We start from the raw sequence: 24,007 nt of genomic DNA, 5'->3' as shown, positions 1-24,007 counted from the left end.
CGCGCCTTGCCGAGCTGTCGCAGGGCGAAGACCTGTCCGCGTTTAAAGACCAAATACCGCGAAAAGAATTGAAAGTTTCCAAGCTGACACCTCACCCGTCAGATAACCACTGAGACCGACAATCGGAATGAATTACAACTTATGGCTAAAGTTAACTCGTTATCGTTAGCCAATTCTGTCGGTGCCTGTTTGGTGTATTTAGCCCTAAATATACGGGGCTAAGGGTAATGGAGGTGTTGTAATGTTGAGGGGTGCAGAAAGATGAATCCGCCCTTTCGGTCATCCCTTATGGCTCAAGAGGTCGATGGCCTTTTTCAGGTAGGCGTGTTCCTCCTTCAGGCGTTCATGCTCCTTTTTAAGTTCTTCCAATTCGGTCTGCTGTTGTTGCAGTTTGCCTTCTGTGGCCTGGTCCAGTTGCTGGGCCAGGTCGGTAAAGAAGTTGTAGCCGAGCACTTGGCTCAGCTCCCACACAAGGTAGGTCTGTATGGATGAGTTGTAAAGCATGCGTTTGACCACTGATTGGTTGCGTTTGAGCCGCCTTGCCAATACCGCGTGGCTGATGCGTTTTTCCCGTAGGTGCTTTCTTACCTGAAGCCCTACATCCAGTCCCTGGATCTGATTTCCTCTTGGTCCTTTCATGTTGATGCCTATTTAAGGCTGAAAATTTAGCTAAAAAAGCCAAAATTTCAGACTCAAAGGCTGAACGACCAGCTAAAGAAGCGGGTCGTTCAGCTAAAGAAGCAAATCGACCCGACCAGAGGTCTGAAACTTCAGACCTCTGGTCTGAAAATTGAGCCTTAAAGGCTAAAGTTTCAGCTATAATGGCCTCTAAATGGGCAAGTACAGCCAATAGCTAATGGCCAAAAGCTAAAAGCCATCAATAAACTGCTCGTTGAAGTTGACGAGGAAGAGTTTTTCGGAGGCGCGGGTAATGGCGGTATAGAGCCAGCGCACGTAGTCGGTGCCGAGCATTTCGGCCGTGAGGTAACCTTGGTCTACAAACACGGCTGGCCATTGTCCGCCCTGCGCCTTATGGCACGTTATGGCATACCCGAACTTGACCTGCAGCGCGTTGAGGTACGGGTCTTCCGCTATCTTCTTGGCACGTTCGGAAGGCGAGGTGATGTCGGCATAATGGAAGCCGACCGACTGGTAGAGCTGATCCATGTCCGCATCGGGCAGGGCGGGGGCTTCGGCCGTCAATGTGTTCAGCAGCAGCTTCACATCCAGCGAATCCTCGTTGGGGTAATCCATCAGGCGGATGGTGGCGTTGGCAAAGCGGAACCCGTGGGCCACTTCGAGCGCGCCCAGCCGCATGATCTCCACCAGATCGCCATTGGCAATGAACCCCGCGCCCGAATCTTTGGGCAGCCAGAAATAGTTGTTGCGCACCACCATCAGCTTGTCGCCCGTGGCAATCTCATCATCCATGTACTTGATGCGCACACGTATCTGCTGGTTGAACTGGTTGGCGCTCTTGTTGGACCGAGTGATGACCATGGCCGCATCCTCGCCATAGAAACCGTATGCCTGGCCCAGTTCGTCCTCCAGTTCCAGCATGTCAATGACCTTGATGTCGGGGAAATCGACCTTCAGTCGGATGTCAGTGCTGCCCTCCAGCAGCAGGTTTCGCAGCGCGGTGGCATTGTAGAGGATACCCGAATCGGCATCCTGTCGCACCACCTCGCGCAGTTCGTCCTGCATCTCGGGTGTAAAATCGAAATTGGCCTTCAGCACCTTGCCGTCCAGCGCGGGGCTATCGAGTGCGCCCACGGGCGGAAGCTGGGCCGTGTCGCCTATCAGAATGAGTTTGCAGTCCTTGCCGTCTTCCAAAAATTTCATGAGGTCGGAGAGGAGATTCTTCGACTGGATCTTGCCCGAGCCTGCGTCCCGCGCCAGCGAGATCATGGAGGCCTCATCAACAATGATCACCGCATTCTTGCCACGGTTGTGGCGCAGCGCAAAGCGAATGTTGCCGGGTTCATCGGTAGTTATCTGGTATATGAACTTGTGGATGGTGAACGCCCGCTGCTGCGTGTAGGCTGCCAGAACTTTGGCCGCCCTTCCTGTAGGGGCGAGGAGGGCGTATTTGCGGTTCATGGCCTTGAGGGTCTTTACCACGCTGATGACCATGGAGGTCTTTCCCGTTCCGGCATACCCGCGCAGCAGAAACACTTTTCCAACATGCTTTTCGGTGAGGAACTCCGACAGACGGTAAACGAACCCCTGCTGGCCCACCGTTGGGCTGAAAGGTAGGTTGCCGATGAGCGTGTCGTATGCTGCTTTGGGTGTTTGCAAGTTTTATCCGAATGAACTTTCAATTGGTCGAAGCTAACCATCATCTTGTCCAAAACACGGGTGTCGCTTATCGATAAACTTCACAAAATAATAACCAGATGCTTTCAAATGGCGTTAAACCGAGCCGAGACCAGAAACTCAAGATGATGAAAAAACTTGTATTTACCGTTATTGCACTGGGGTTGGCATCTGTCGGCTTTTCGCAGAATGTCGGTATCGGAGCCACCAGTTTCACTCCGAATGATGATGCCTTGCTGGAACTGCGTTCCACCACTTCAGGATTCCTGCTTCCTAAGATGACGCAGGCACAGATGAATGCCATCGTTGGTCCAACGGAAGGACTGATCGTCTATCAGACCAACGGAACAAAAGGATTCAAGTACTACAACGGTTCTGCTTGGACGGAGTTCGGTGGAGCGGCAGACAACTTTGGCGATCACATAGCAACAGCAAATATCCAACTGAACGACCATTGGCTTACCAATGATGGAGGAAGTGAGGGCATTCGCATACTTGACAATGGTAATGTGGGAATAGGAACATCAACCCCGGACCGATTACTGAACGTGGGGGCAGCATCAGGCGCGGAGGTTCTGCTGACGCGAGAGGATGCTTCTACCCAGAACGGAGATCTGTTGGGTCAGATCATCTTTGACAGTACGGACGATACTTCTCCTTCTACAAATGGAGGAAGTGCAGTTATTCGTGGTACAGCTTCTGAGAATCAGGGAAACAGCAACAAAGGCGGAAACCTGAGTTTTCTTACCAAGCCCAATGGAACCTTATACAGTAGTGCTGCCATAGAGCGTATGACCATTACCCATGACGGAAAGGTCGGTATCGGTACTACTTCGCCTTCAAAGGCATTGGATGTGGTTACCAGTGCTTCTGGTTTGAATGTTATTTCTGTGAGAAACACCACAACCAGTGGTTGGAGCAGCATTGACTTCCTTAATAATTCCGGTTCGCTGGGCGCAACCTTCGGATTCGCCAACTCCGGCACCACCGGCATTTTTACCAACCGGGCATACATGAACAGTTACAACCACGATTTTGTGCTAACGCGCAACAGCTCGGAGAACAGCATCTTCATCAGCGGCTCGTCAGGCAACATCGGTATCGGTACCAATTCGCCAAGCGCGAAATTGCATGTGAATGGAGGAGCTCGCATTTCGAACCTTGCAGGAAGCGGAACACGGATGGTTGTGGCCGATGCGAATGGCGATATTTCTACACAAGCGTTGCCTTCATCGGGTTCATCTCCAACAACGGTCGAGTCAAGTTCAAGTCAGAATATCAATTCTTCAAGCTACACCTCGGTTTCGGGAATGTCCATCTCAAGCGTTTCAGCTGGAACTTACTTGGTCAACTTTAACGCAGACATCGATAGGAACGGCAGCTCATCATGCAAGTGCATTGTCAGGGCTGGTAATAGTGACGATTCGGATACGGAGCGAACATTTCAGCTTTCTTCCAGCGGAACTTCACAATATCAATTGATGGGTAAGGTGACCCTGTCGTCTTCTGGAACGATTGAGGTTCGTTGTAAGAAGATTCCAGGTGGTTCAGGCATAACGGTTGGAAACCGCGCCATGTCTATTCAGGCAACTAACTGAAGTGGATTGAATTCGGAATTTTTTGGGCGAACCATTTCGGTTCGCCCTTTTTGTATCTTCAAACCCGTATGTGGATAGAGAAAGACAACCAACTCATCGGCACCTTCGAGTTCCGAGATTTCATTCAGGCGTTCGCCTTTATGACAGAAGTGGCGTTGGTGGCCGAAAAAATGGACCATCATCCCAATTGGACCAACATATACAATAAGGTTGAGATCCGCTTGTGCACGCACGATGCGGGCGATGTGGTGACCACCAAGGATCGCGAACTGGCCTCCATCATCGAAAGCATCTACCACAAATGAGTTACCCGCTGCTTTTCAAGATCGCAAACCTTTCGGTGCTTCCCGGTTGGTTGCTGTTGATTTTGGCTCCCAAGAGCAAACTCACCAAAGTGGTGGTACACTCCTATCTCTATCCGTTATTGTTAGGTTCCTTGTATCTCCATCTCTTGTTCTCTTCATTAGGTGGTGATGGCGGAATGGACACGCTGGAGCATCTGAAAGTGTCCTTTTCGCGGGATGAGATCCTTGTTCTGGGCTGGGTGCATTACTTGGTTTTCGACCTGTTCATCGGTGCTTGGATGACGCGAGATGCGACCAAGAATGGCATCCTGCATATCGCAATCATTCCGAGTTTGATACTCACGCTTTTTGCAGGGCCGATCGGACTGCTGAGCTACCTGATCATCAGGGCAATTACCCTGCGGAAATTCACGCTATGAACAGGTAAAAGTGTTAGTAAGCGTGGTCTTTTGTTAAAAAGATGCGTTTTTGCCCGTTACCCGATGGGCTAACTTTGCAAACAGAAAAATTGACCAAGGATGAGTAAGATCATAGCGATAGCCAATCAGAAAGGAGGAGTAGGGAAAACGACCACGGCCATCAATCTTGCAGCCAGTTTGGCCGTGTTGGAATACAAGGTGCTGTTGGTGGATGCCGACCCGCAGGCCAATTCAACCTCAGGCGTAGGTTTCGACCCACGCAACATCAAAACCAGCATTTACGAGTGCATTATTGGCGAGGCCGAACCGAAAGACATCATTCTGCGCACCGAAACACCGAATCTGGATATTCTTCCAGCGCACATCGATCTGGTAGGAGCAGAGATCGAGATGATCAGTCTACCGAACCGTGAAATGATGGTGAAGCTGGCGCTGAACAAGGTGAAGAACGATTACGATTTCATCATCATTGATTGTTCGCCCAGTTTGGGGCTGATCACTGTGAACTGTCTGACCGCGGCCGATAGCGTGCTCATTCCAATCCAATGCGAATACTTTGCGTTGGAAGGATTGGGCAAATTGCTCAATACGGTCAAGATCGTTCAGGCACGTTTGAACCCCGATCTGGAGATGGAAGGGCTGCTGCTGACCATGTACGATCAGCGTTTGCGCTTGGCCAATCAAGTGGTGGAAGAAGTGAAGATGCACTTTCAGCAGTTGGTGTTCGATACCGTAATTGCGCGAAACACCAAGTTGGGCGAAGCGCCAAGCCACGGCAAGACCATCATTATGCACGATGCGGCTTCGAAAGGAGCAAGCAATTACCTGAACTTGGCAAGAGAGATTCTGCAGAAGAACGGCATGACCCGTTTGAAGGAAAGTGAGAAAATTCTGAACTGATGGCGAAGAAGAGTGCGTTGGGTAGAGGCTTAGGTGCGCTGCTGGAGAACAGCGGTGCGGACAAATTGGAGCGTTCGGTTTCGGGAGAAGTTCCTACGGGTTCCATCAGCGAGATTCCAGTTGCGGAAATTGAGGCGAATCCGTTTCAGCCGCGTACCCGTTTCGATCAGGAGAAACTGGATGAGCTGGCTGCTTCCATCAGTCAGTTGGGCATCATTCAACCGTTAACGGTTCGCAAGGTGCGCCCGAACAAATACCAATTGATCTCTGGTGAGCGGAGATTCCGCGCTTCACAATTGGCCGGATTGACGCAAGTACCTGCATACGTTCGTGTGGCCAACGACCAGACCATGCTCGAAATGGCGCTGGTGGAGAACATCCAGCGAGATGACCTCGATGCCATTGAAGTGGCGATCTCCTATCAGCGTTTGATCGATGAATGCAACCTGACGCAAGAGGCGTTGGGCGAGAGAGTAGGGAAGAACCGTTCCACCATCACCAACTATCTGCGTTTGCTAAAACTGCCAGCGCAGATCCAGAAAGCCCTTATGGATAAGGTGCTGACGATGGGACATGCGCGTGCCATCATCAACATTGATGATGAGAACGAACAGTTGGAGCTTTTCAAAGAGATTGTGAAAGGTGGACTTTCGGTTCGTGCAACTGAAGAGGCTTCCAAGCGTGTGAAACAGTCTGGAAAGACGGAGAAGAAAGAGCTGCCGATTGAGTTCCAACGCATCAAGGACAACATCCGTCAGCAACTGAACACAGAGGTCGGTTTGAGGGTGAATGCGAAGGGAAAAGGAACAATTTCCATCCCGTTCGACAATGAAAAGGAGCTAAAGCGCGTTCTCTCCATTTTGGACCTTTGGCCGTAACCAACACGCGTTTTTTGAATCGGTATCTCATACCATTTTTTCTTATCACGATCTTATCGGTATCGGAGAGCTTTGCCCAGAAAAAGGACACCCTTGCGGTGGCAAAGACGGAACTGGCCGATTCAACGATCATCAAAAAGAAACATTCGCCCAAGAAGGCGACCATTATGAGCGCAGCCTTGCCAGGTCTCGGACAGGTTTACAATGGCAAATGGTGGAAAGTGCCGATCATTTACGGAGCATTCGGTGGGCTGATCTACAGCGCGGTTTTCAATGATATGAGATGCCGTACCTACAAGCAAGCGTATCTGATACGCATTGATGATGACCCGAACACAACCGACCAGTTTGTGGGGAAATATTCGGATGCCAACCTCCGTCAGTTGGTCGATAAGTATCAGCGTAACCGCGATCTGTCGCTCATCTTTACGGGAGCGTTCTATGCATTGAACATCATTGATGCTGCGGTAGATGCACACCTGAAAAATTTTGATGTGAGCGATGACCTCTCATTCAAAGTGAGACCCTCCTTTCAGCAGGTTGGCCCCAATGGTATGCCAACACCTGTTCTGGCGTTAACATTGAGACTCAGATAAAAGGCTAAATTTGCCCTCAACCCACCTAAAAATGAAAATCGCCCTTTCTGGATACGGTAAAATGGGCAAAGAGATCGAGCAGATCGCTTTGCAACGAGGGCACGAGATCATTGTCAAGTTCAATGATCCTGATGATTGGGTGGGGAAAGATGACATTCTTCGTCAGGCCGATGTGGCCATTGAGTTCTCGATGCCGCACAGCGTGGTCAGTAACATTTTCAAATGTTTTGATGCCAATGTTCCAGTTGTGGTGGGAACCACAGGTTGGTTCGGGCAGCTGGATCATGTGAAAGACGTGTGCCACGAGCACAACCGTTCAATTCTATACGCCTCCAATTTCAGCGTAGGTGTCAATCTGTTCTTTGAGGTGAACCGCATTTTGGCGCGCCTGATGAACGACCATGAGGAATACACAGTGAAAGTTGATGAGACGCACCACACAGGTAAGGTCGATTCGCCAAGCGGAACGGCCATCAAACTGGCCAACGACATCATTGACAATCTCAGCAGAAAAGACGTTTGGGTGAATGACCCAACGGATAAAGATTACGAGTTGGAGGTCATCTCGCACCGCGTGGAGAACGTTCCAGGAACGCATGTGGTGAGCTACGATTGCGACATCGATCAGATTCAAATTATGCACACCGCAAAAAGTCGTGTCGGTTTTGCAAAAGGAGCGGTCATTGCGGCCGAATGGCTCGCAGATAAAAAAGGTGTGTTCACCATGAGTGACCTCTTAAAGGATGTTAAGTTCGAGGGGTTTGCCAAATAGATCAACATTAGTTCAGTTACTTCGGGCATGAATTGGAAATTTTGGAAGAAAGAGAAGCCTGCCAAAAAGAAAGGCTTTGTACGTGAGTGGGCAGATGCTATCGTATTTGCGGTCATTGCTGCAACCATCATCCGATTGTTCCTCATTGAGGCGTACACCATTCCCACGTCTTCGATGGAGAAATCGCTGCTCATCGGAGATTTCCTCTTTGTGAGCAAAGTGAGTTACGGGCCGCGGACACCGATCACTCCGCTGGCGTTTCCATTTGCGCATCACACCATTCCAGTCATCAACACTAAAGCCTATTTGGAGTGGATAAAGCTGCCTTACTATCGTTTGCCAGGGTTCGGGAAGATCAAAAACAACGATGTGGTCGTGTTCAATTATCCGATGGAAAGTTTCCGTCCTGTGGACAAGCGCGAGAACTACATCAAGCGTTGCGTGGGCATTCCTGGGGATGAGTTGGAAGTTCGCGAAAGTGTGCTGTACATCAATGGTGAAGAAGCCTTCAGACCTGAGAAGATGCAGACCTCGTACGCGGTAAAGACCAACGGCACGGGTTTCAATCAGTTGGTGCTGCGCAAGTATGACATTACCGAAGGTGGTCGTGTTTCCAACAATGGAGATTTTACGCTGACGATGACCAATGAGGCGAAAGATCATATCGCGGAGCTGAATAACGTTCAGTCGGTACAGCCGATCATCGCAGAGAAAGGAACGTACGCGGAGTATATTTTCCCGAACTCAGATCCTGAACTCAGATCAACAGCTCACAAAAAGTTCTTCTGGAATGTGGACAATTTCGGCCCGATCAACATCCCGAAAAAGGGAGAAACGGTTGAACTCACCATTGACAACTTGCCGATCTATGAGCGCATCATCGGCTTTTACGAAGGCAACGACCTGAAAATCGAAGAAACGACCATCTACATCAACGGCAAGGAAGCTGATTCCTACACGTTCAAAATGGATTACTACTTTATGATGGGAGACAACCGCCACAACTCGGCCGATAGCCGTTTCTGGGGTTTTGTTCCAGAAGATCACATCGTAGGAAAGGCCGTTTTCATTTGGCTTTCCATCGATCAGGCTGCGACCAAACTTTCAGAGAAGATCCGTTGGAACCGATTGTTCCGCCTGATCCACTGATCACTTCTTTTTCAACTGTTCCTGAGTGAGTTTCAGGTTATTGCTTGCCAAGTAATAGCGTGGGAAGATCTGCAATGCTGTTTGATAGCTTTTGATGGCCGCATCGGTCTGTCCTGCTTGCGACTGAATGAAACCGAGCATGTTGAAAGCCACCGCACGGTAAGGAAGCAATTGACTTCCTCCATCGAAGAATTCCTTCATCACTTCGCTTCCTGAATTCGGATTCTGAATGATGGATTGGATCAATGGAACGGCATCATTGAGTCGTTTCTGGTTGATGTAAGCATAGGCCACCTCGTACTGATATTCAAGGTTCTGCGGGTCTTTTGCCAGCAGTTTGCTGAAGTTTTCCAAAGCAATATCGTTCTTGCCCAGACCCTTATTGGCTTTTGCCAGAACGCGCACCAACGCATCGCTTTCACGAACGTTCAAGGCACGAAACGCAATTTTTGATGCAGCCTCATTCGAACCACTTTTGAGATAAAGGATGGCAAGCGTGTCCAACGCATCCGCATTGTATCTGTCAATGGCCACAATTCTGTTCAGGGTGACAATGGCCGAAATGACATCCCCGTTTTCAATCACCGAATCGTACACTTTCCACTCGTTTTCCACCATTTTTTTGGAGTTATCGCAAGATGAAAGGAACAATGCAGCAAGCATAAGCGTTGGGAACAGAACTTTATTCATAGCGGTACGTTTAGGTTTCCGAGTGGCGAAATTAGGAATTGCCAGTTCAATGCAATCTCTTCGCAATCTGAAGGATTCACAAGATTTAAGAAAGTTCGGACTTGCAGTTGGCACCATTTTGGCGACTTTAGCGTTCCATTGAAGGAAAATTGAGGATATGAGAAGACTGATCGTTGCAGCGTTGATGCTGCTTTTTACTGTGCCGAACGTCTGGGCGCAGCGCACTATCAAAGAAGAATACAAACTGAAATTCGATGATGTACTCAACCTCATCGAAACCAAATATGTAGACCATCCCGATTACGATAAGTTGGTGGATGAGGCCATCGTTGGAATGGTCAAAGATCTGGATCCGCACAGCGAGTACATGACCGCAGAGGAGTACCAGAAAATGAGCGAACCGTTGAGCGGTAACTTCGAAGGGATCGGAGTTCAGTTCAACATTATTAAAGACACGATCGCGGTGGTTTCTCCCATCGCAGGCGGACCGTCAGAGCGACTTGGGATCCGTTCGGGAGACAAGATCGTGGTGATCGAGGATACGGTGGTTGCAGGAATTGGCATCACCAACCGCGATGTGATCAACAAACTACGAGGCGACAAAGGCACCAAAGTGCGCGTTAAGATCTACCGCAGAGGCGTGAAAGATCTTATCGAGTACACGATCGTCCGCGACAAGATTCCGATTTTCAGTTGCGATGCTTCCTACATGCTCAATGAAGATGTCGGCTACATCAAACTGAACCGTTTTGCCCAGACAACCATGGATGAGTTCGATGAGGCAATAGCCGAATTGCAACCCAAAGGAATGAAGCATCTGGTGCTGGACCTGCGAGGTAATTCGGGAGGTTACCTGAATACGGCTATTCAGCTGTCGGATGAGTTTTTATCCGATAAGGAATTGATCGTTTATACCGAAGGTATTTCGAGTCCGAAGCGGGAGCATTTCGCTACACCACGAGGGAAATTTGAGAAGGGAAAATTGGTGGTGCTCATCGATGAAGGATCGGCATCTGCAAGCGAAATTGTCTCTGGTGCCATTCAAGATCATGATCGCGGGTTGATCGTTGGACGCAGATCCTTCGGCAAAGGGTTGGTGCAGCGCCCGTTCAAGCTACGCGATGGCTCTACGTTGAAACTGACCACGGCCAGATATTACACGCCTTCTGGAAGATGTATTCAGCGTCCGTATGATGAAGGCAATGACGAGTACCGCAATGAAGGAAAGCGCAGACGCGACAATGGCGAGTTGTTCAGCGCAGACAGCATTCATGTCAATGATCAGGAAGAGTTTCTTACCGACAACAAGCGGAAGGTTTATGGAGGCGGAGGTATTCTTCCAGACATCTTCGTTCCGCTCGACACATCGGAGAATTCAGATTTTCTGATGGAGCTTCTGCGAAACGGATTGTTCTACCAGTACATCAACGAATACGTGGATGCCAACCGCGAAGAATTGAATTCAAAATATCCTGATTTCGAAACATTCGATGGCGATTTCAAAGTGGATGGAAAATTCTTGGATGATTTCTTTGCTTTTGCAGAGAAGAATTTGGCACCTAAGAAGAAAGACGTTGATGAAGAGATTGCTGATGTTTCTGACGATGAATCGGCTGAGGAAGCAGTTGTTGACGCGGTAAAAGCAATAGAGGAGAAGAAAGACTTCGCTACACGCAAGGAAGAAGGTATGGAAACCTCAGGCCACATTATTCGATTGCGATTGAAGGCACTGTTGGCCAGAACGCTTTGGCAGACCGAAGCTTTCTATCGGGTCATGAACTCGGAGGATGATGCGGTTTCAAAAGCACTCGAATCCATTGACGACAAGACCTTCAGGAGGATGAAACTCTCCTACAATTAATACAGAAAAGGCCCGAAACGGGCCTTTTTCTTTAGATCAAATTTCTTGGGTCACTTCGGATGATAGATCTTCTCTGCGTTGGCAAAGATCTCCTCGCGGTTCAGCGTCATTTTCTTGGTCTGCTGGTTCACGTAGAGTTCCATTTGGTCGTTGTAATGTTTGGACCATTCGCGGTTGCTGGCACCATACGGATGCAATGATTCGATACTCTGCTTGCCATCTTTCCATTGCGCAAACTGAACGTATGAATCGGCCACAAACGTTTTGAAACGGCCGTTGGTGTAAGGCATGTTGTAGTTGGCGGCCAAGGCATCTGCAAAGCCGCTGACGCCATATTCCTTATCTCCACGAACGTGTACTTGAAGTTCTCCCAAGGTCACATCCAAGGTTTTGAAATACTCCAGTAGGTGATCACGGGCGTATGTCACCGCTTCAATGAACAGGTTGTCCTCCACATCCATTCCTTCAATGAAGGCTTCCGTTCCCAGACCGAGTTTGTTGAAAATATAGTCGTAGGTCAGCAGGTACATTCCTGCCGCCTCGCTGTCCTTGTCTGCGCGTCTGTCCCAGTTCTGCATTTTCACAATGCTCTCCGTCACATCTGGGAAACAGTTCGGATCCAATTGCATGAAGTTATCTATTGAGCAGAAGAACGTGCTTGAATCAGGCAATTGACAGTCGAATTTCATGCGTTTGGCGTCTTCCAAGGTCACGCGGTCGTACTCCTCCAACAATTGCATGAGGCGCGTGCTGCGGTTATTGTCGCCCGTTTCAAAACCAAAATAGGCAGGGTAGTCCATCGGGTTCAGGTTCTCGCTTTCGCACGTTGCATTGAACGGAGTATTGTTTGTATTGAAAACATACCCGCAGTTCGGATTAATGACCTGCGGTCGCTCCTGAATTGAATGAAACTCTGTCCAAAGCGTGGCAGAAGTATCCCCAGGCAGTACGCCTGACCAGTTGTAATCTTCATTCCTTTTCGGGATCAGCCCATTGTTGAGGTACATGATATTGCCTTCGCGGTCAGCATAGATCACGTTGTAGCGTGGATGCGCTTCCATGCTCAACGCCTCATAGAACTCATCGAAGTTCTTGGCCTTGTTCATGCGGTAGATCTCCTCAATGGTATTGATTCGCTGATTGGCCGCCAATCGCACCGCATAGAAACCACCATCCTTCGATTTTACCGTTGCACCATACTTGCTCCAATACATCATTTTTGGAATAGGGACGGTGAGAATATTGCTCAATTTCACCTTTAGGAATGTTAGCCGCCTGTCCAGTTCGTACCATTCGCCATCCAATCGGTACATCCGCCTTTTGTCATCGCTCATGCGCAGCTTGTACACATCAACGAGGTCGAGTTTATTGACGGTGTGCGCCCAACCGAGATTTTCATTGGTTCCAAGAAAAACGGATGGCCCGCCTGGGAAAAGTCCGCCAATGATGTTCAACCCTTCGTTGCTGCACAGATGTGCCTCATACCACGAGAATGGACCTTCCATGGGTTGATGCGGATTGATGACCAGAATGGTGCTGCCATCAGCCGTTTTGTTTGCATTGAATGCCATGGCGTTGGAGCCAAGCCATGTGCGCCCGCCATCATAATCTCCTTTAATGATGCTGGCAACTTCCTTGTGCGCGCCCGAAACGATGCATGCTGCGAACACATTTCCATATACAAGGTCTTTCCCCGAAACGGGGAAAATGCCGTGCAACAGTATTTCATCAGGATAGGCGGCAGCGTAGGCATTCAGCCCTTGCGCGTAACCGTCCAAGTATTGTTTGTACTCGTCCGAAAAAACTGAATCGAACTTCGCATCCACTATTTGTTGGATGTCGAAAGTCTCCAAAAGAAAGTCGCGTTTGGCACCATCTTTTCCCATCAACTGGCCAGATTTTCCCTGACCAGCAATGAGCATTTGTTGCATGGTCTCGAAATCATCTTCGGCATTTGCCCAAGCCAATCCGTAGGCCACTTCGTGATCCTGATCGGCAAAAATGTGCGGAACGCCCCATTGGTCGCGTACTATCTGAATCTTGGTCACATCGACCTTTTCAAATTGGGAACCAGTACTGTTTGTTTGGTTCGGATTTGGCTTCGGTTTAGCAGCAAACAGTACAGAGGTTGCAGCAATTGTGGCAACAAGCAAAAGGAGTTTTCGGGGCATTGAGGTGTAAACAGTTTATAGGGTTAAGACTGTCGTGAAGTTACTGACAATCAGCCCTTTTGGCTGTCACCTATGTATCAACCTCTTATGAAATCATGGTTGCGGATGATAGATCTTTTCCGCCTCTGCAAAGATCTTCTCGCGGTTCAAGGTCATCACCTTGGTCTGTTGGTTGGAGTAGAGTGGCATCTGATCCGTGTAGTGTGGCGAATCGGGACGACCACTTGCTCCGAACGGATGAAGCGTTTCCATGCGCTCCACTTTGCCGTCTTTCCATTTTACAAAATGAACATACGAGTCGGCAACCCAAGGCTTGTAGCGGCCATCTTTCCATTCTTCATTGTAGTTGGCAGCCAACGCATCGGGGAAACCGCTCAGCGGAAGGTTCACATCTCCACGAACGTGGCGCTGAACCTCGCCCAATTTGGGAATCTTACCTCCGTAGTAAGTGTCAATCTGATTCTTTGCCCACCGCAACGCCTTAATATATGTAGTGTCTGGAACGTTCACCTCATGTTTGAACTCGCCATCTCCAAAGCCAAGCATGCTGAAAACCTTTTGGAACGTGATGACCCAAGCAGCAGCTCCGCGACTGTCTTTGCTGGCCTTTTTGTCCCAATTCTGGATGGCTGTCATCAGCGGCTTCAATTCTGGGAAATCGTCTCCACTTATATCAAATACGTTTTGTAGAGATTCTTGGAATGCACTTGTGCTCGGAAATTCGTAATCGAATTTCATGGCCTTCATCCGCTCAAAAGAGACCTTATCGGATGCAGGCTCATCCATCAACTCCAAGAAACGTTCGGCACGGTTGTTCTCGCCAAGGTCACTTCCAAATCCGAAATAGCTTGGCCAATCGTTGATGTCTTGCCATTCACCTCTACATGTGGCGTGTGCGGGATTGTTGTTCGTATTGAAAACCCAGCCGCATTGCGGGTTTTTTGTCTGCACCAGGTCTTCCACATCATGGAAATCCGTCCAAAGCGTCTTGTCCGAATTGCTTTTCACAACCTTTGAGTAATCCACACCTTCGTGTCGTCTTGGAACTACCGCATTGTTCAGGTACATGATGGTGTCATTCTCATCGGCATAGATCACATTGAACATGGAGATGGATTCCATGCGAAGCGCGTCATAAAATTCAGAGAAATTAGATGCTTTGTCCATGCGGTACCATTGCTCGCCTACACGAACCTTCTCATTCCCAGGCAATTTTATCGCGTAGAAATTTCCGTCAGGCGACTCCAACGTGGAACCTAACTTGCTCCAGTAGGTCATTCTTCTCACAGGAAAAACGATGCCTTTGGCCAATTTCACTTTCAGCCAAACTGGTCGCTTTTCCAGTTTATACCACTCGCCATTAAAACGGTACACGTGCTTTTTCTTGGGATGCATTTCAAGTTGAAAAACATCTACAAGATCGAGGTGATTGAACGTGTGCGCCCAACCCAAATGCTCATTATTTCCAAGGAAAACCGTGTTGCTTCCTGGGAACATCGCTCCGTGAATGTTCAGCCCTTCTTCGCTGCACAAGTGCGCCTCGTACCATGAAAATGGCCCCGTGACGGGCTGGTGCGGGTTGATGCAGAGCATCGAACTTCCATCTGGTGTCTTGTTGCTGTTGAAGGCAAAGGCGTTCGATCCGTATGGAAGATCCGATGGCGTGTCCTTATCGTACGTTCCATCCATAATTCGGCTCACCGCGCCTGGTGTTCCGATCAACGCGCTCAACGCGAACATGTACGAGCCAACCACATCTTTCGGGTTTACGGGGAATGTTCCCTTTACACGGATTTCCTTCTTGTGCGATTTTGCATAGGCATTGATGCCTTGGCAGTAGCCTTCCAGATACTTGACGTAATCATCAGACAGCTGATCGAATTCCCTTTCAACAACTTCGCGGTAGCCAAGCGCGTGCGAGAAGAAATCACGCTCTGCACCTTCCACGCCCAGCATTTTTCCTGCAAGTCCTTTACCAGTAATGACCAACTCCTGCATGGTGTAGAAATCGTCTTCGGCATTGGCCCAAGCCAGTCCGTAGGCCACATCGGCATCGGTTTTCCCGTAAATGTGCGGAACGCCCCACTTGTCGCGGACAATGGTCACATTTTCAGGATTTACTGTAATGGAATAGTCGTATCCGCTACCATCGGCAGACACAGAGAAATTAAGCCCTGCAACAAGTGCAAGACAGGCAATCAAATGTTTCATCAATAAAAAGTGAGAGGAATTAGACTCGCCCTAAAGTTAAGCGATCTTCTTCTTCGATTTCAACTCTAACAGGGTAATTTCTGGAGAAATGCCGATTCTTCCCAAATATCCGATGAATCCAAGGCCACGATTCACGTAGATTTTCTGCTCACCATCTTCGTAAAGCCCTGCCCATTGCTTGTACAGATACTTGGCAGGACTCCACTTTATTCCAGGAATTTCGATGCCGAACTGAGCCCCGTGCGTATGGCCTGAAAGAGTGAGTTGGAACTTTTGAGGATGGTCTTTCACCTGCGCATCCCAATGACTTGGGTCGTGCGAAAGCAGGATTTTGAAAGGAATCTCTTCAACACCTTGTACTGCTTTGTCCAGATCGCCCAATCTCGGAAAGTGCATCGATGCACCCCAGTTCTCTACGCCAACGATGGCCAATTTCTCTCCGTCTTTTTCAATGGTGTGATTCTGATTAGTAAGCAGATTCCAGCCATTTTCACGATGGATCTGTTTCAGTCGGGCGAAGTTGGCTGCTTTCGCCTCCTCTGAAGGCCACGGTCCGTAATCGCCATAATCGTGGTTTCCCAAAATGGAATGAACACCCATCGGGGCATGCAGCCGTTTGAATTCTTCGATGTGAGGTTCCGCTTCTACTGCTTCGTTGTTCACGAGGTCGCCCGTGAAGAAGATCAGATCAGGTTTTAGATTCAGGATCTTATCAATCGCTTCGCGGAAGAAGCTGGAAGAACCGAAACTTCCCGAATGAATGTCGGAAATCTGTGCGATGGTCAGACCATCGAAAGCGGGAGGGAGGTCATCGAAATAAACCGTCTTCTTACGTATCTGAATATTGTAAGCCGTACGCACCATTCCATAGATCATCGTCCCAAACGGAATTGCTGCTGTGATCAGGCCAGCGTTGGCAATGAAGCGCCTGCGATCGCCAAGAAAAGGCGTATCTGTTGAGCGTGCCATTCCTATCAATCCATTTCCTACACGGAACAGATCTTCACCTATAAGAAAGAGAATGCCTATGATCTTCGGGACAAGGAACACCAAAAGCATGCTGAATAGGAAATACCGCTGATGGTTTGGCATGGAGCGTTGAACTGTTCCCCACGAAACCGCCACGATGAGCCCTATGCTTACAATCCAGTATCCCCAAGAAATGATGGTACGTAATCGCGCTGGCGATTCGGAGATTGCAGTCTTCACCAACTGAAAAAAGTACAGATCGATACTGATGATCAGTAATATGGGAACAAGGAGCGGGATTATTCTAAGCGCATTCATGGTATTCGATTACAAGATGGTCAACAACATAGGTCTTATTCTGTTTTGAAACCTTCCGTTTTGAGCATCAAATGTCAGGAAAATGACAAGGGAAATGATGTCGTTGGTCTAAATGAGGGCTTAACAATTTTGAAATATGTAATATCTGTCTATACTTTTGTTTCATCGAAGGAAATGATTGATTCGTCCTTCTGAGCTAATAGTTAAACGAAGAATATTTGGAATGAAAAGACTTTTTCCTCTCGTGATTTTATTGTGTGTCAATGCTGTTGCTGTTAAGGCGCAGGACAACATGGGGGTTGGGACATCAACACCACATGCCAGTGCGGTTTTGGATCTCAGTGCCTCAGACAAAGGGTTTCTGGTGCCAAGATTGACCACTCAGCAGCGTACGCTGATATTTCAGCCTGCAACCGGATTGTTGGTATTTGATACTGATGATAACCAGTTCTGGTATTTTGATGGAACACAATGGGTTCAGGCGGTTGGACCACAGGGGCCGCAAGGGCTTCAGGGACCGGCTGGACCAGCTGGCCCTCAAGGCCCGGCAGGTGCTGATGGTGCCCCAGGAGTACAGGGACCACAGGGTCCGGCAGGGGCTGATGGTGCAACTGGCCCACAAGGAACACAGGGCGCAGCGGGTGCTGATGGCGCGACCGGCCCACAGGGTCCACAAGGGCCAGCGGGTGCTGATGGTGCGACCGGCCCACAGGGACCGCAAGGGCCAACGGGTGCTGACGGTGCAACTGGTCCACAGGGACCTCAAGGCCCAGCGGGTGCTGATGGTGCGACCGGTCCTCAGGGATTACAAGGGCCTGCGGGTGCTGACGGTGCAACAGGAGCGCAGGGACCTCAAGGTCCAGCAGGTGCTGATGGCGCAACCGGTCCTCAGGGCCCACAAGGCCCAGCAGGTGCTGATGGTGCAACAGGAGCGCAGGGACCTCAAGGCATTCAGGGTCCTGCAGGTCCTCAAGGAGCTCAGGGTCCAACTGGGGCAGCTGGTGCAACAGGAGCGCAGGGCCCACAGGGAATTCAAGGTCCTCAAGGAGTTACTGGTGCTGCAGGTCCAATCGGGCCTCAAGGTGCTGATGGCCCGCAGGGCCCACAAGGATTGCCTGGACCACAAGGTCCTGCTGGCCCACAGGGACCTGCGGGTGTGGCAGGAGCGCAAGGACCAGCGGGCCCACAGGGACCAGCAGGTCCTCAAGGTGCACAAGGCCCAGCAGGTGCACAGGGAGCACAGGGGCCTCAAGGACCGCAAGGTCCACAGGGTCCAGCAGGCCCGATCGATCAGGCTGCTCAGGGTCTTTACAATTACACATTCTACCCCACTTCAAGTGGTTCTTGGCTCAATGCCGCAAGTGTGACTATAAATTCGCACGGAAATGACATCTACGTAGCGGCTTCGGGTGGTGCGGTGATCTATGCGGATTATTGTGGTTACAGAATTCTAAGAGATGGAGCTACGCACATTACGGGTTCGATCGCTGATGGCTACTATATTTCGGGTGGTCAGAATACATGGAACTTCGCCATCACGGGTATGGATGTTACCCCAAGTGCAGGTTCCCATACGTATACACTACAGTTCTATGTAAGCGACTCTCCAACATATAATGGTATTACGGAAGGTTATCTGCAGGCCATAGAGATAAACGAATAATTGAGAGCAACGAACAAAATTTATAGAAGATGAAATCGACAAAATATACACCGGCTGTGGTACTGTTTTTTGTGCTGGTATTTTCTGGATTCATGCACCTTGGAGCCAGTGCACAGACATCAATTGATAACGAAATCGACAAACGTAATTCTGAACGGAGTGTAGAAGGAGCTCGCTTGGGGTCTTTGGTATGCGAAGATGCCAATGGTAAACTTACTCTGTGCTCTGGAAGTGTGGAAGAAACGGTTGCAGGTATAGCCACCAATGTTCCTTACATCACACTCAATAAGCCAGCATCTCCTGATGGTAGCAAATACATTTTTCAGGCATTGGTTTCTGATCAGTTCGGTTCAATATCCAAGGGAGATGCTTTAAAGGCGGTGTCGGATGGCAAACTGGGTAAATGTTCTGTAAATGAGACCGGATACGCCATTGCCTTGGAAGACAGCAAAGGGAAAGAGGTGATCAAGGTAAAAGTACTTAAGTGACCTGAGCCATTAAGAGAAGTCGGAATGCAAAATCAAAAAGGATGAAGAAGTATTTACTGATCGGAACGATGCTCACGCTCTTTTCTGAAGTTTCCGCGCAGTTCGTGGTCTTCAACAACGGAGCTGATGTAACGGTCAATTCTGGCTGTATCGTAACCATCCAGACCGGTGATCTTGACAATGGTTCGGGAACGATCGATAATGCAGGAAGGATCACGGTGAATGGAAATCTTGCAAACGATGATGAGATCACGGGTGCAGGTAGCAATACTGGAATTTTCAATGTGAGTGGAAACTGGGAGAACAATTCAGTTTTTACAGCAGATCAAAGTTTGGTGAATCTGAACGGGGCCAACCAACAGGTCATGGGATCTGCTGTCACAACTTTCTTCAACCTCAATTTGCTTGGTTCCGGATTTAAAAGCCTGCAGATCGATGCCGAAGTTCTCGGTGACCTCAGTTTGAATGACAGAGAACTCAGAACCAATTCCAATACGCTTCACGTTCTCAACCCATCTTCCTTGGCTGTTACAGAGTCGGGAGGGTTTGTAAGCAGTACGGGGGCTGGTCGCCTTTCTTGGAATACGAACAGTACTGACAGTTACGTTTTCCCGCTTGGAAGTACAGTAGGAACGTTGCGGATCCGTCCATTGGCCATTACTCCGAATGCCACCTCGGCCAACACATTTGCTGCGCGCTTTGCCAATGTCGATGCAACTACCGATGGGTTTGATGTCACCCAGTTCGACCCGGCTCTTTGCTTTGTAAACGACCAATTTTACTACCAGATCGATCAGGTTGCCGGTACTGACGCGGCTGACGTTACTCAGTATTACGTTGCAGCAGATGATGGCGATTGGGAAAATGGTGCGCACTGGCAAGGAACGCCTCAGTGGGAGGACATGACGAATGAAGTTGCTGGAACGGTTGGTGGTTACAGTACGGTCACCAATCCTGCTTGGAGCGATTTCAGCCAACCTGCATTTGCATTGGCCAATGCGCTGCCAGATGTGAGCATTGACGCTGTACCTACGTTGTGTGGGCAGGCCGATCCTGTTCAATTGAATGCCAGTCCTGCCGGTGGTTCGTTCTACGGTACGGGAGTAAGCAATGGCATGTTCAACCCGGCATTTGCGGGTACCGGACAGCATGTGATCTCTTACGTGTATGCAAATCCATTTGGGTGTGAGAATACTGCGGAGATCACCATTGAAGTTACCGATGCACCGTTGGTCACGATCACTTCAAGTAATAATGGAGCGTTACAGCTCTGCGCGGGAGAGACAATGGATCTCATAGCAACTTCGGGTTTTGTGGATTACGAATGGAACACCACAGATCAAACCGAGTCGATCACGGTCAGTACGGGTGGACAATATTCGGTAACAGTTACAGATGCGAATGGTTGTACTGGAACTTCAGCCGTAGCCAACGTTACCGTTCAGCCACTTCCAAGCCCTGTGATCTCGGCCAATGGGTCTTTGAATTTCTGTGAAGGAGAAAGTGTGCTTCTTTCCACGGCTCCGAATCAAGGAACGTATGAGTGGGCAATTACCGGTGGCACAAATCCGACCACTGCTGCCACACAGTCTGGAGATTACTTCGTTACGGTGACCAACCAGTATGGATGTCAAGGAGTTTCCAACACGATCACATTGGATGTAACTCCAATGATTCAGTCCACTATCATTGCTAATGGTAATACACTTACTGTGGATCCTCCGGGAACCGGTTATCAGTGGTTCTTGAACGGTGATCCGATCCCTGGGGCGACCGACATCAGCTATGATGCCATCCAAAGTGGAAACTATTATGTGCAGTACATCGGCCCGAACGGTTGTCCAACAACTACCACTACTTTGGAGTTCACGCTCCAGACCGGAGTTGAAGAATTGGGGGTTTTCGATGCTTTGGATGTCTATCCGAACCCTGGTTCAGGATTCATTAACGTTCGTGGTCAGTTGCCAAGTGCGGAGAATGTTTCCATCCAAGTGACCAACATGCTGGGACAGGCGTTGATGCCTGCGGTTCAGATCAACAAGACCATCAATTTCAACCAGTCGGTAGATATCAGCCAGTTTGCAAACGGGGTTTACTTCCTACGCATTCAAGCTGCCGATAGCCGTGTGGTTGTCCGATACATCAAAAGTTAACAAGGGATAGGGTACATTCCCCCTGCGATCCGACCCCTTTAAGGCCTCTCCGATTAATTGGAGGGGTCTTACTTTTGTAGTATGGTCAAGGGACTGTTCTCAAGCATGATCGTACCGACAATTCTGGTCATTGCCATGGTGTTGGTGATGATGGCGGAACATGTGTTCGACATCGATCTGGGGCAGTATGGCATTTTCCCGAGAAAGGTATCTCGGCTCTACGGAATTCTCACCTATCCGTTCATTCACGCCAACTGGAAACACCTTTTCAATAACTCCACCGCCATTTTCATCCTCGGAACAATGCTCTATTATTTCTACCGTCAGGTGGCATCGAAAACGTTGCTTTGGGTGTATCTGCTAAGCGGTATTTGGCTTTGGATAGGAGGAAGGGCCAATTTCCATATCGGGGCAAGCGGAATCGTATATGCCCTTTTCGGCTTCCTATTTATGAGCGGATTGTTGCGCAAGCATCTGAAGCTGATGGCACTTTCCATGTTGGTGGTTTTCATGTACGGAAGTCTGGTCTGGGGCATTTTCCCCATCGATCATGAAATTTCTTACGAAGGGCATCTTTTCGGGCTTTTGGCAGGCGTGATGGTGGCGTTTGTTTACCGCAGGCAGGGACCGCAGCGTCCCAAATACTCGTGGGAGTTGGTGGATGAGGAAGAAGTTCCAGAGTGGTTTCCAGACCCAGAACGAATAAGAAGGGAACAGGCTGAAAAGCAGTTGGAGAAAGAGCAGAAAGCCAGAGAGACTTCGGAAATGCCCATCAGCATAAAGTACATTTACAAGAAGCATGAAGGAAAAGAAGATAGGAATTAAGGAGCGGGTCTTCTCGTTTGTGCTGTATGGCGGATTGGGTGTGACCACCGAGGTGTTCTTCACCGCCATTGTGGACCGCATCAATGCGGGAAACTTGGATGATCTTTCGCTGAAAGGCCAGAGCTACATTTGGATGTTTCCCATTTACGGCATCACTTCCATCCTGTTTCCGATCGGCTACAACCTACTGAAGAATCTGAATCGATTGGTGCGCTATTTCATTTATGGCGCAGTTATTCTTCTGGTGGAACTGATCACGGGTTTCATGCTGGAGCAGTTCACGGGGCGTTGTCCGTGGGAGTACCAGAGCGGCTGGCATTTTGGTGGCTATATCCGCTTTGATTACCTGCCACTTTGGATGCTTTTCGGTGCCATGATCGAAGAGTTCCACCGATTCAACCTGAAGATCGGCATCACTGAGTCGTCCTAATATAGGTTGACTGTTTATTGTGGTTGCAATTAACTAAGAGATCTCCAAAGCCCGATCGGGCTTTGGAGATCTTCTTCCCCATGTTCTCATTTTCATCTTCTGTTGTCGGTGCATCTGTTCAGGTGTGAGCATATGGTTACTCAGGTGTGGTCTCAAAGAATTATATGCTGCAATACTCTGACGGGTCTGTCTGCCCGTCTGTTTCATGTCCTCCATCTGTCCGCCAAGCCCGAACTCATCTTTCAGTATGCCATTGATGCGCTCTGCAACGGCATTCTCATAGGGGTCTCCATTTTCGGTCATGCTTATTGTGATATTGTTGTCTTTGAGATGGTCAGTGTAGAGCCGACTGCAGTATTGCAGTCCCCTGTCTGAATGGTGCATCAGCTGGGCCTCGGGGTATTGTCTTGCAGCGATGGCCATCTTCAGGGCCTTGAGGGTGGAGGCCGCCTCCATATTGTCACTCAGTTCATATCCCATCACTTTCTTGGAGTAGGCATCGGTTATCAGATGCAGATAGCTGTTGGTCCCCAATGTATCCAGATAGGTGATGTCGGCCACCCAGAGCTGCTCGGGGCGGTGTACCCTGAGTTCCTTTCTCAGGTCGGGATATTTGAACATCCAGTGTTTGGAGTTGGTGGTAACGGTGTATTTCCTGCGCTTGCCTACCAACAGGCCTTCTTGGCGGAGCAGGTCGAACAGTCGGTCCCTTCCCACCATCGTCCCGTTCTGTTCCATCATGAATTTCAACTTCCTCGTGCCCAACCGCGACATCTGTGCGCGTATCTCCAGCACCGACCGTCAGACGTCTGTTCTCATCACAGCGGTCTTTCACGCTCTGGCGTGTTTTATAATAGGCCTGTTTGCTATGGCCGAACAACTCACAGAACATGCTCACCTTGCGTGGATGTTGCTGTACAAGCTCACTTATTGTCCGGCTGCGCTTTTTTTAAGATGACGATGTTCTCCTCCTTCTCGGTGATGGCGATCAACTTCTCATAGGCAAGCACCTGAGCTTCTCATCGGCCAACTGCTTCTCCAGTTCCTTGATGCGCTGTTTCTGTGGATCTTTCATCGGACGTCCCAACTGTCCTTTCTCAGGATAGTGCAACTTACCGAATTTTCTGCACCAGGTCAGCACACGCGAGTTGCCTCCTATCCCATACTTCTGCTGTATCCGGTCCTTGTTCAATATCCCCTTCTCAAATTCGGCAACAACCATCCGTTTGAACGTGTCGCTGTACGTCCTTCGGGGGATGTACTTCCGCTTTTTCCCTTCTTCTTTCATCTTAAGC

19 protein-coding genes and 2 pseudogenes are annotated in these 24,007 nt (G+C 49.2%); 14 read left to right on the top strand and 7 right to left on the bottom strand.

Going from position 1 to position 24,007, the window contains the following annotated elements:
• Nucleotides 1-279: 279 nt before the first annotated feature.
• Together GC178_12220 and GC178_12215 are read right to left on the bottom strand one after the other, a co-directional pair.
• Nucleotides 280-639 (bottom strand): hypothetical protein, encoded by a 360-nt coding sequence (locus GC178_12220; protein ID MBI1288329.1) that lies wholly within the window; start codon nucleotides 637-639, stop codon nucleotides 280-282.
• A gap of 228 nt (nucleotides 640-867) precedes the next feature.
• Nucleotides 868-2,214, bottom strand: a pseudogene (locus GC178_12215) (AAA family ATPase).
• 230 nt (nucleotides 2,215-2,444) lie between these two features.
• Between GC178_12215 and GC178_12210 the strand changes: the two are divergent.
• The 8 genes from GC178_12210 to lepB all read left to right on the top strand — a co-directional run bounded on the left by GC178_12210 (nucleotide 2,445) and on the right by lepB (nucleotide 8,933).
• Nucleotides 2,445-3,914 (top strand): hypothetical protein, encoded by a 1,470-nt coding sequence (locus tag GC178_12210; protein ID MBI1288328.1) that lies wholly within the window; start codon nucleotides 2,445-2,447, stop codon nucleotides 3,912-3,914.
• A gap of 68 nt (nucleotides 3,915-3,982) precedes the next feature.
• Nucleotides 3,983-4,219 carry a pterin-4-alpha-carbinolamine dehydratase gene (locus tag GC178_12205; GenBank protein MBI1288327.1) on the top strand — a complete coding sequence of 79 codons (237 nt, stop codon included), beginning with the start codon at nucleotides 3,983-3,985 and terminating at the stop codon, nucleotides 4,217-4,219.
• Complete coding sequence (locus tag GC178_12200; protein MBI1288326.1) at nucleotides 4,216-4,638, top strand: DUF4281 domain-containing protein; 423 nt, start codon at nucleotides 4,216-4,218, stop codon at nucleotides 4,636-4,638. The genes GC178_12205 and GC178_12200 overlap by 4 nt, the downstream gene beginning before the upstream one ends.
• Before the next feature lie 99 nt (nucleotides 4,639-4,737).
• The gene (locus tag GC178_12195) at nucleotides 4,738-5,538 is read left to right on the top strand and encodes an AAA family ATPase (GenBank protein ID MBI1288325.1); all 801 of its coding nucleotides are present in this window, start codon (nucleotides 4,738-4,740) and stop codon (nucleotides 5,536-5,538) included.
• Nucleotides 5,538-6,416 carry a ParB/RepB/Spo0J family partition protein gene (locus GC178_12190; GenBank protein ID MBI1288324.1) on the top strand — a complete coding sequence of 293 codons (879 nt, stop codon included), beginning with the start codon at nucleotides 5,538-5,540 and terminating at the stop codon, nucleotides 6,414-6,416. Before GC178_12195 ends, GC178_12190 begins: the two co-directional genes overlap by 1 nt.
• Nucleotides 6,417-6,430: 14 nt before the next feature.
• The gene (locus GC178_12185) at nucleotides 6,431-7,012 is read left to right on the top strand and encodes a hypothetical protein (protein ID MBI1288323.1); all 582 of its coding nucleotides are present in this window, start codon (nucleotides 6,431-6,433) and stop codon (nucleotides 7,010-7,012) included.
• A gap of 31 nt (nucleotides 7,013-7,043) precedes the next feature.
• A complete protein-coding gene (gene dapB, locus GC178_12180) occupies nucleotides 7,044-7,784 on the top strand; it encodes a 4-hydroxy-tetrahydrodipicolinate reductase (GenBank protein ID MBI1288322.1) in 741 nt (246 codons plus the stop codon).
• 27 nt (nucleotides 7,785-7,811) lie between these two features.
• Complete coding sequence (gene lepB, locus GC178_12175) at nucleotides 7,812-8,933, top strand: signal peptidase I (protein MBI1288321.1); 1,122 nt, start codon at nucleotides 7,812-7,814, stop codon at nucleotides 8,931-8,933.
• Here lepB and GC178_12170 read toward each other — a convergent pair whose 3' ends face one another.
• Entirely contained in the window at nucleotides 8,934-9,896 is a 963-nt protein-coding gene (locus tag GC178_12170; protein ID MBI1288320.1) for a tetratricopeptide repeat protein, read from the bottom strand.
• Here GC178_12170 and GC178_12165 point away from each other — a divergent pair.
• The gene (locus tag GC178_12165; protein ID MBI1288319.1) at nucleotides 9,781-11,484 is read left to right on the top strand and encodes a PDZ domain-containing protein; all 1,704 of its coding nucleotides are present in this window, start codon (nucleotides 9,781-9,783) and stop codon (nucleotides 11,482-11,484) included. The genes GC178_12170 and GC178_12165 overlap by 116 nt on opposite strands.
• Nucleotides 11,485-11,534: 50 nt before the next feature.
• On the opposite strand, the gene GC178_12160 is transcribed toward GC178_12165, so the two are convergent.
• The 3 genes from GC178_12160 to GC178_12150 form a co-directional block, all read right to left on the bottom strand.
• Complete coding sequence (locus tag GC178_12160; GenBank protein ID MBI1288318.1) at nucleotides 11,535-13,655, bottom strand: acylase; 2,121 nt, start codon at nucleotides 13,653-13,655, stop codon at nucleotides 11,535-11,537.
• 93 nt (nucleotides 13,656-13,748) lie between these two features.
• The gene (locus GC178_12155) at nucleotides 13,749-15,866 is read right to left on the bottom strand and encodes an acylase (protein MBI1288317.1); all 2,118 of its coding nucleotides are present in this window, start codon (nucleotides 15,864-15,866) and stop codon (nucleotides 13,749-13,751) included.
• Between the two features lie 36 nt (nucleotides 15,867-15,902).
• The gene (locus GC178_12150) at nucleotides 15,903-17,138 is read right to left on the bottom strand and encodes a metallophosphoesterase (GenBank protein MBI1288316.1); all 1,236 of its coding nucleotides are present in this window, start codon (nucleotides 17,136-17,138) and stop codon (nucleotides 15,903-15,905) included.
• A 238-nt stretch (nucleotides 17,139-17,376) separates the two neighbouring features.
• Between GC178_12150 and GC178_12145 the strand changes: the two genes are divergently transcribed.
• The 5 genes from GC178_12145 to GC178_12125 all read left to right on the top strand — a co-directional run bounded on the left by GC178_12145 (nucleotide 17,377) and on the right by GC178_12125 (nucleotide 22,712).
• Entirely contained in the window at nucleotides 17,377-18,816 is a 1,440-nt protein-coding gene (locus GC178_12145; protein ID MBI1288315.1) for a hypothetical protein, read from the top strand.
• Between the two features lie 29 nt (nucleotides 18,817-18,845).
• Nucleotides 18,846-19,304, top strand: a complete 459-nt coding sequence (locus GC178_12140) for a hypothetical protein (protein ID MBI1288314.1) — start codon at nucleotides 18,846-18,848, stop codon at nucleotides 19,302-19,304.
• A 41-nt stretch (nucleotides 19,305-19,345) separates the two neighbouring features.
• Nucleotides 19,346-21,457: a T9SS type A sorting domain-containing protein gene (locus GC178_12135; protein ID MBI1288313.1), complete on the top strand. Its 2,112-nt coding sequence runs from the start codon at nucleotides 19,346-19,348 to the stop codon at nucleotides 21,455-21,457.
• Between the two features lie 81 nt (nucleotides 21,458-21,538).
• Entirely contained in the window at nucleotides 21,539-22,282 is a 744-nt protein-coding gene (locus GC178_12130; protein MBI1288312.1) for a rhomboid family intramembrane serine protease, read from the top strand.
• Nucleotides 22,257-22,712, top strand: a complete 456-nt coding sequence (locus GC178_12125; protein ID MBI1288311.1) for a hypothetical protein — start codon at nucleotides 22,257-22,259, stop codon at nucleotides 22,710-22,712. Before GC178_12130 ends, GC178_12125 begins: the two co-directional genes overlap by 26 nt.
• A 33-nt stretch (nucleotides 22,713-22,745) precedes the next feature.
• On the opposite strand, the pseudogene GC178_12120 reads toward GC178_12125, so the two are convergent.
• Nucleotides 22,746-24,000: pseudogene (locus GC178_12120) on the bottom strand (IS3 family transposase).
• Between the last annotated feature and the right edge of the window lie 7 nt (nucleotides 24,001-24,007).

It is taken from the genome of Flavobacteriales bacterium (assembly GCA_016124845.1).
Classification (GTDB): domain Bacteria; phylum Bacteroidota; class Bacteroidia; order UBA10329; family UBA10329; genus UBA10329.
Note: the sequence above shows the minus strand (reverse complement) of the source record. Positions and strands in the feature narration are given on the sequence as shown.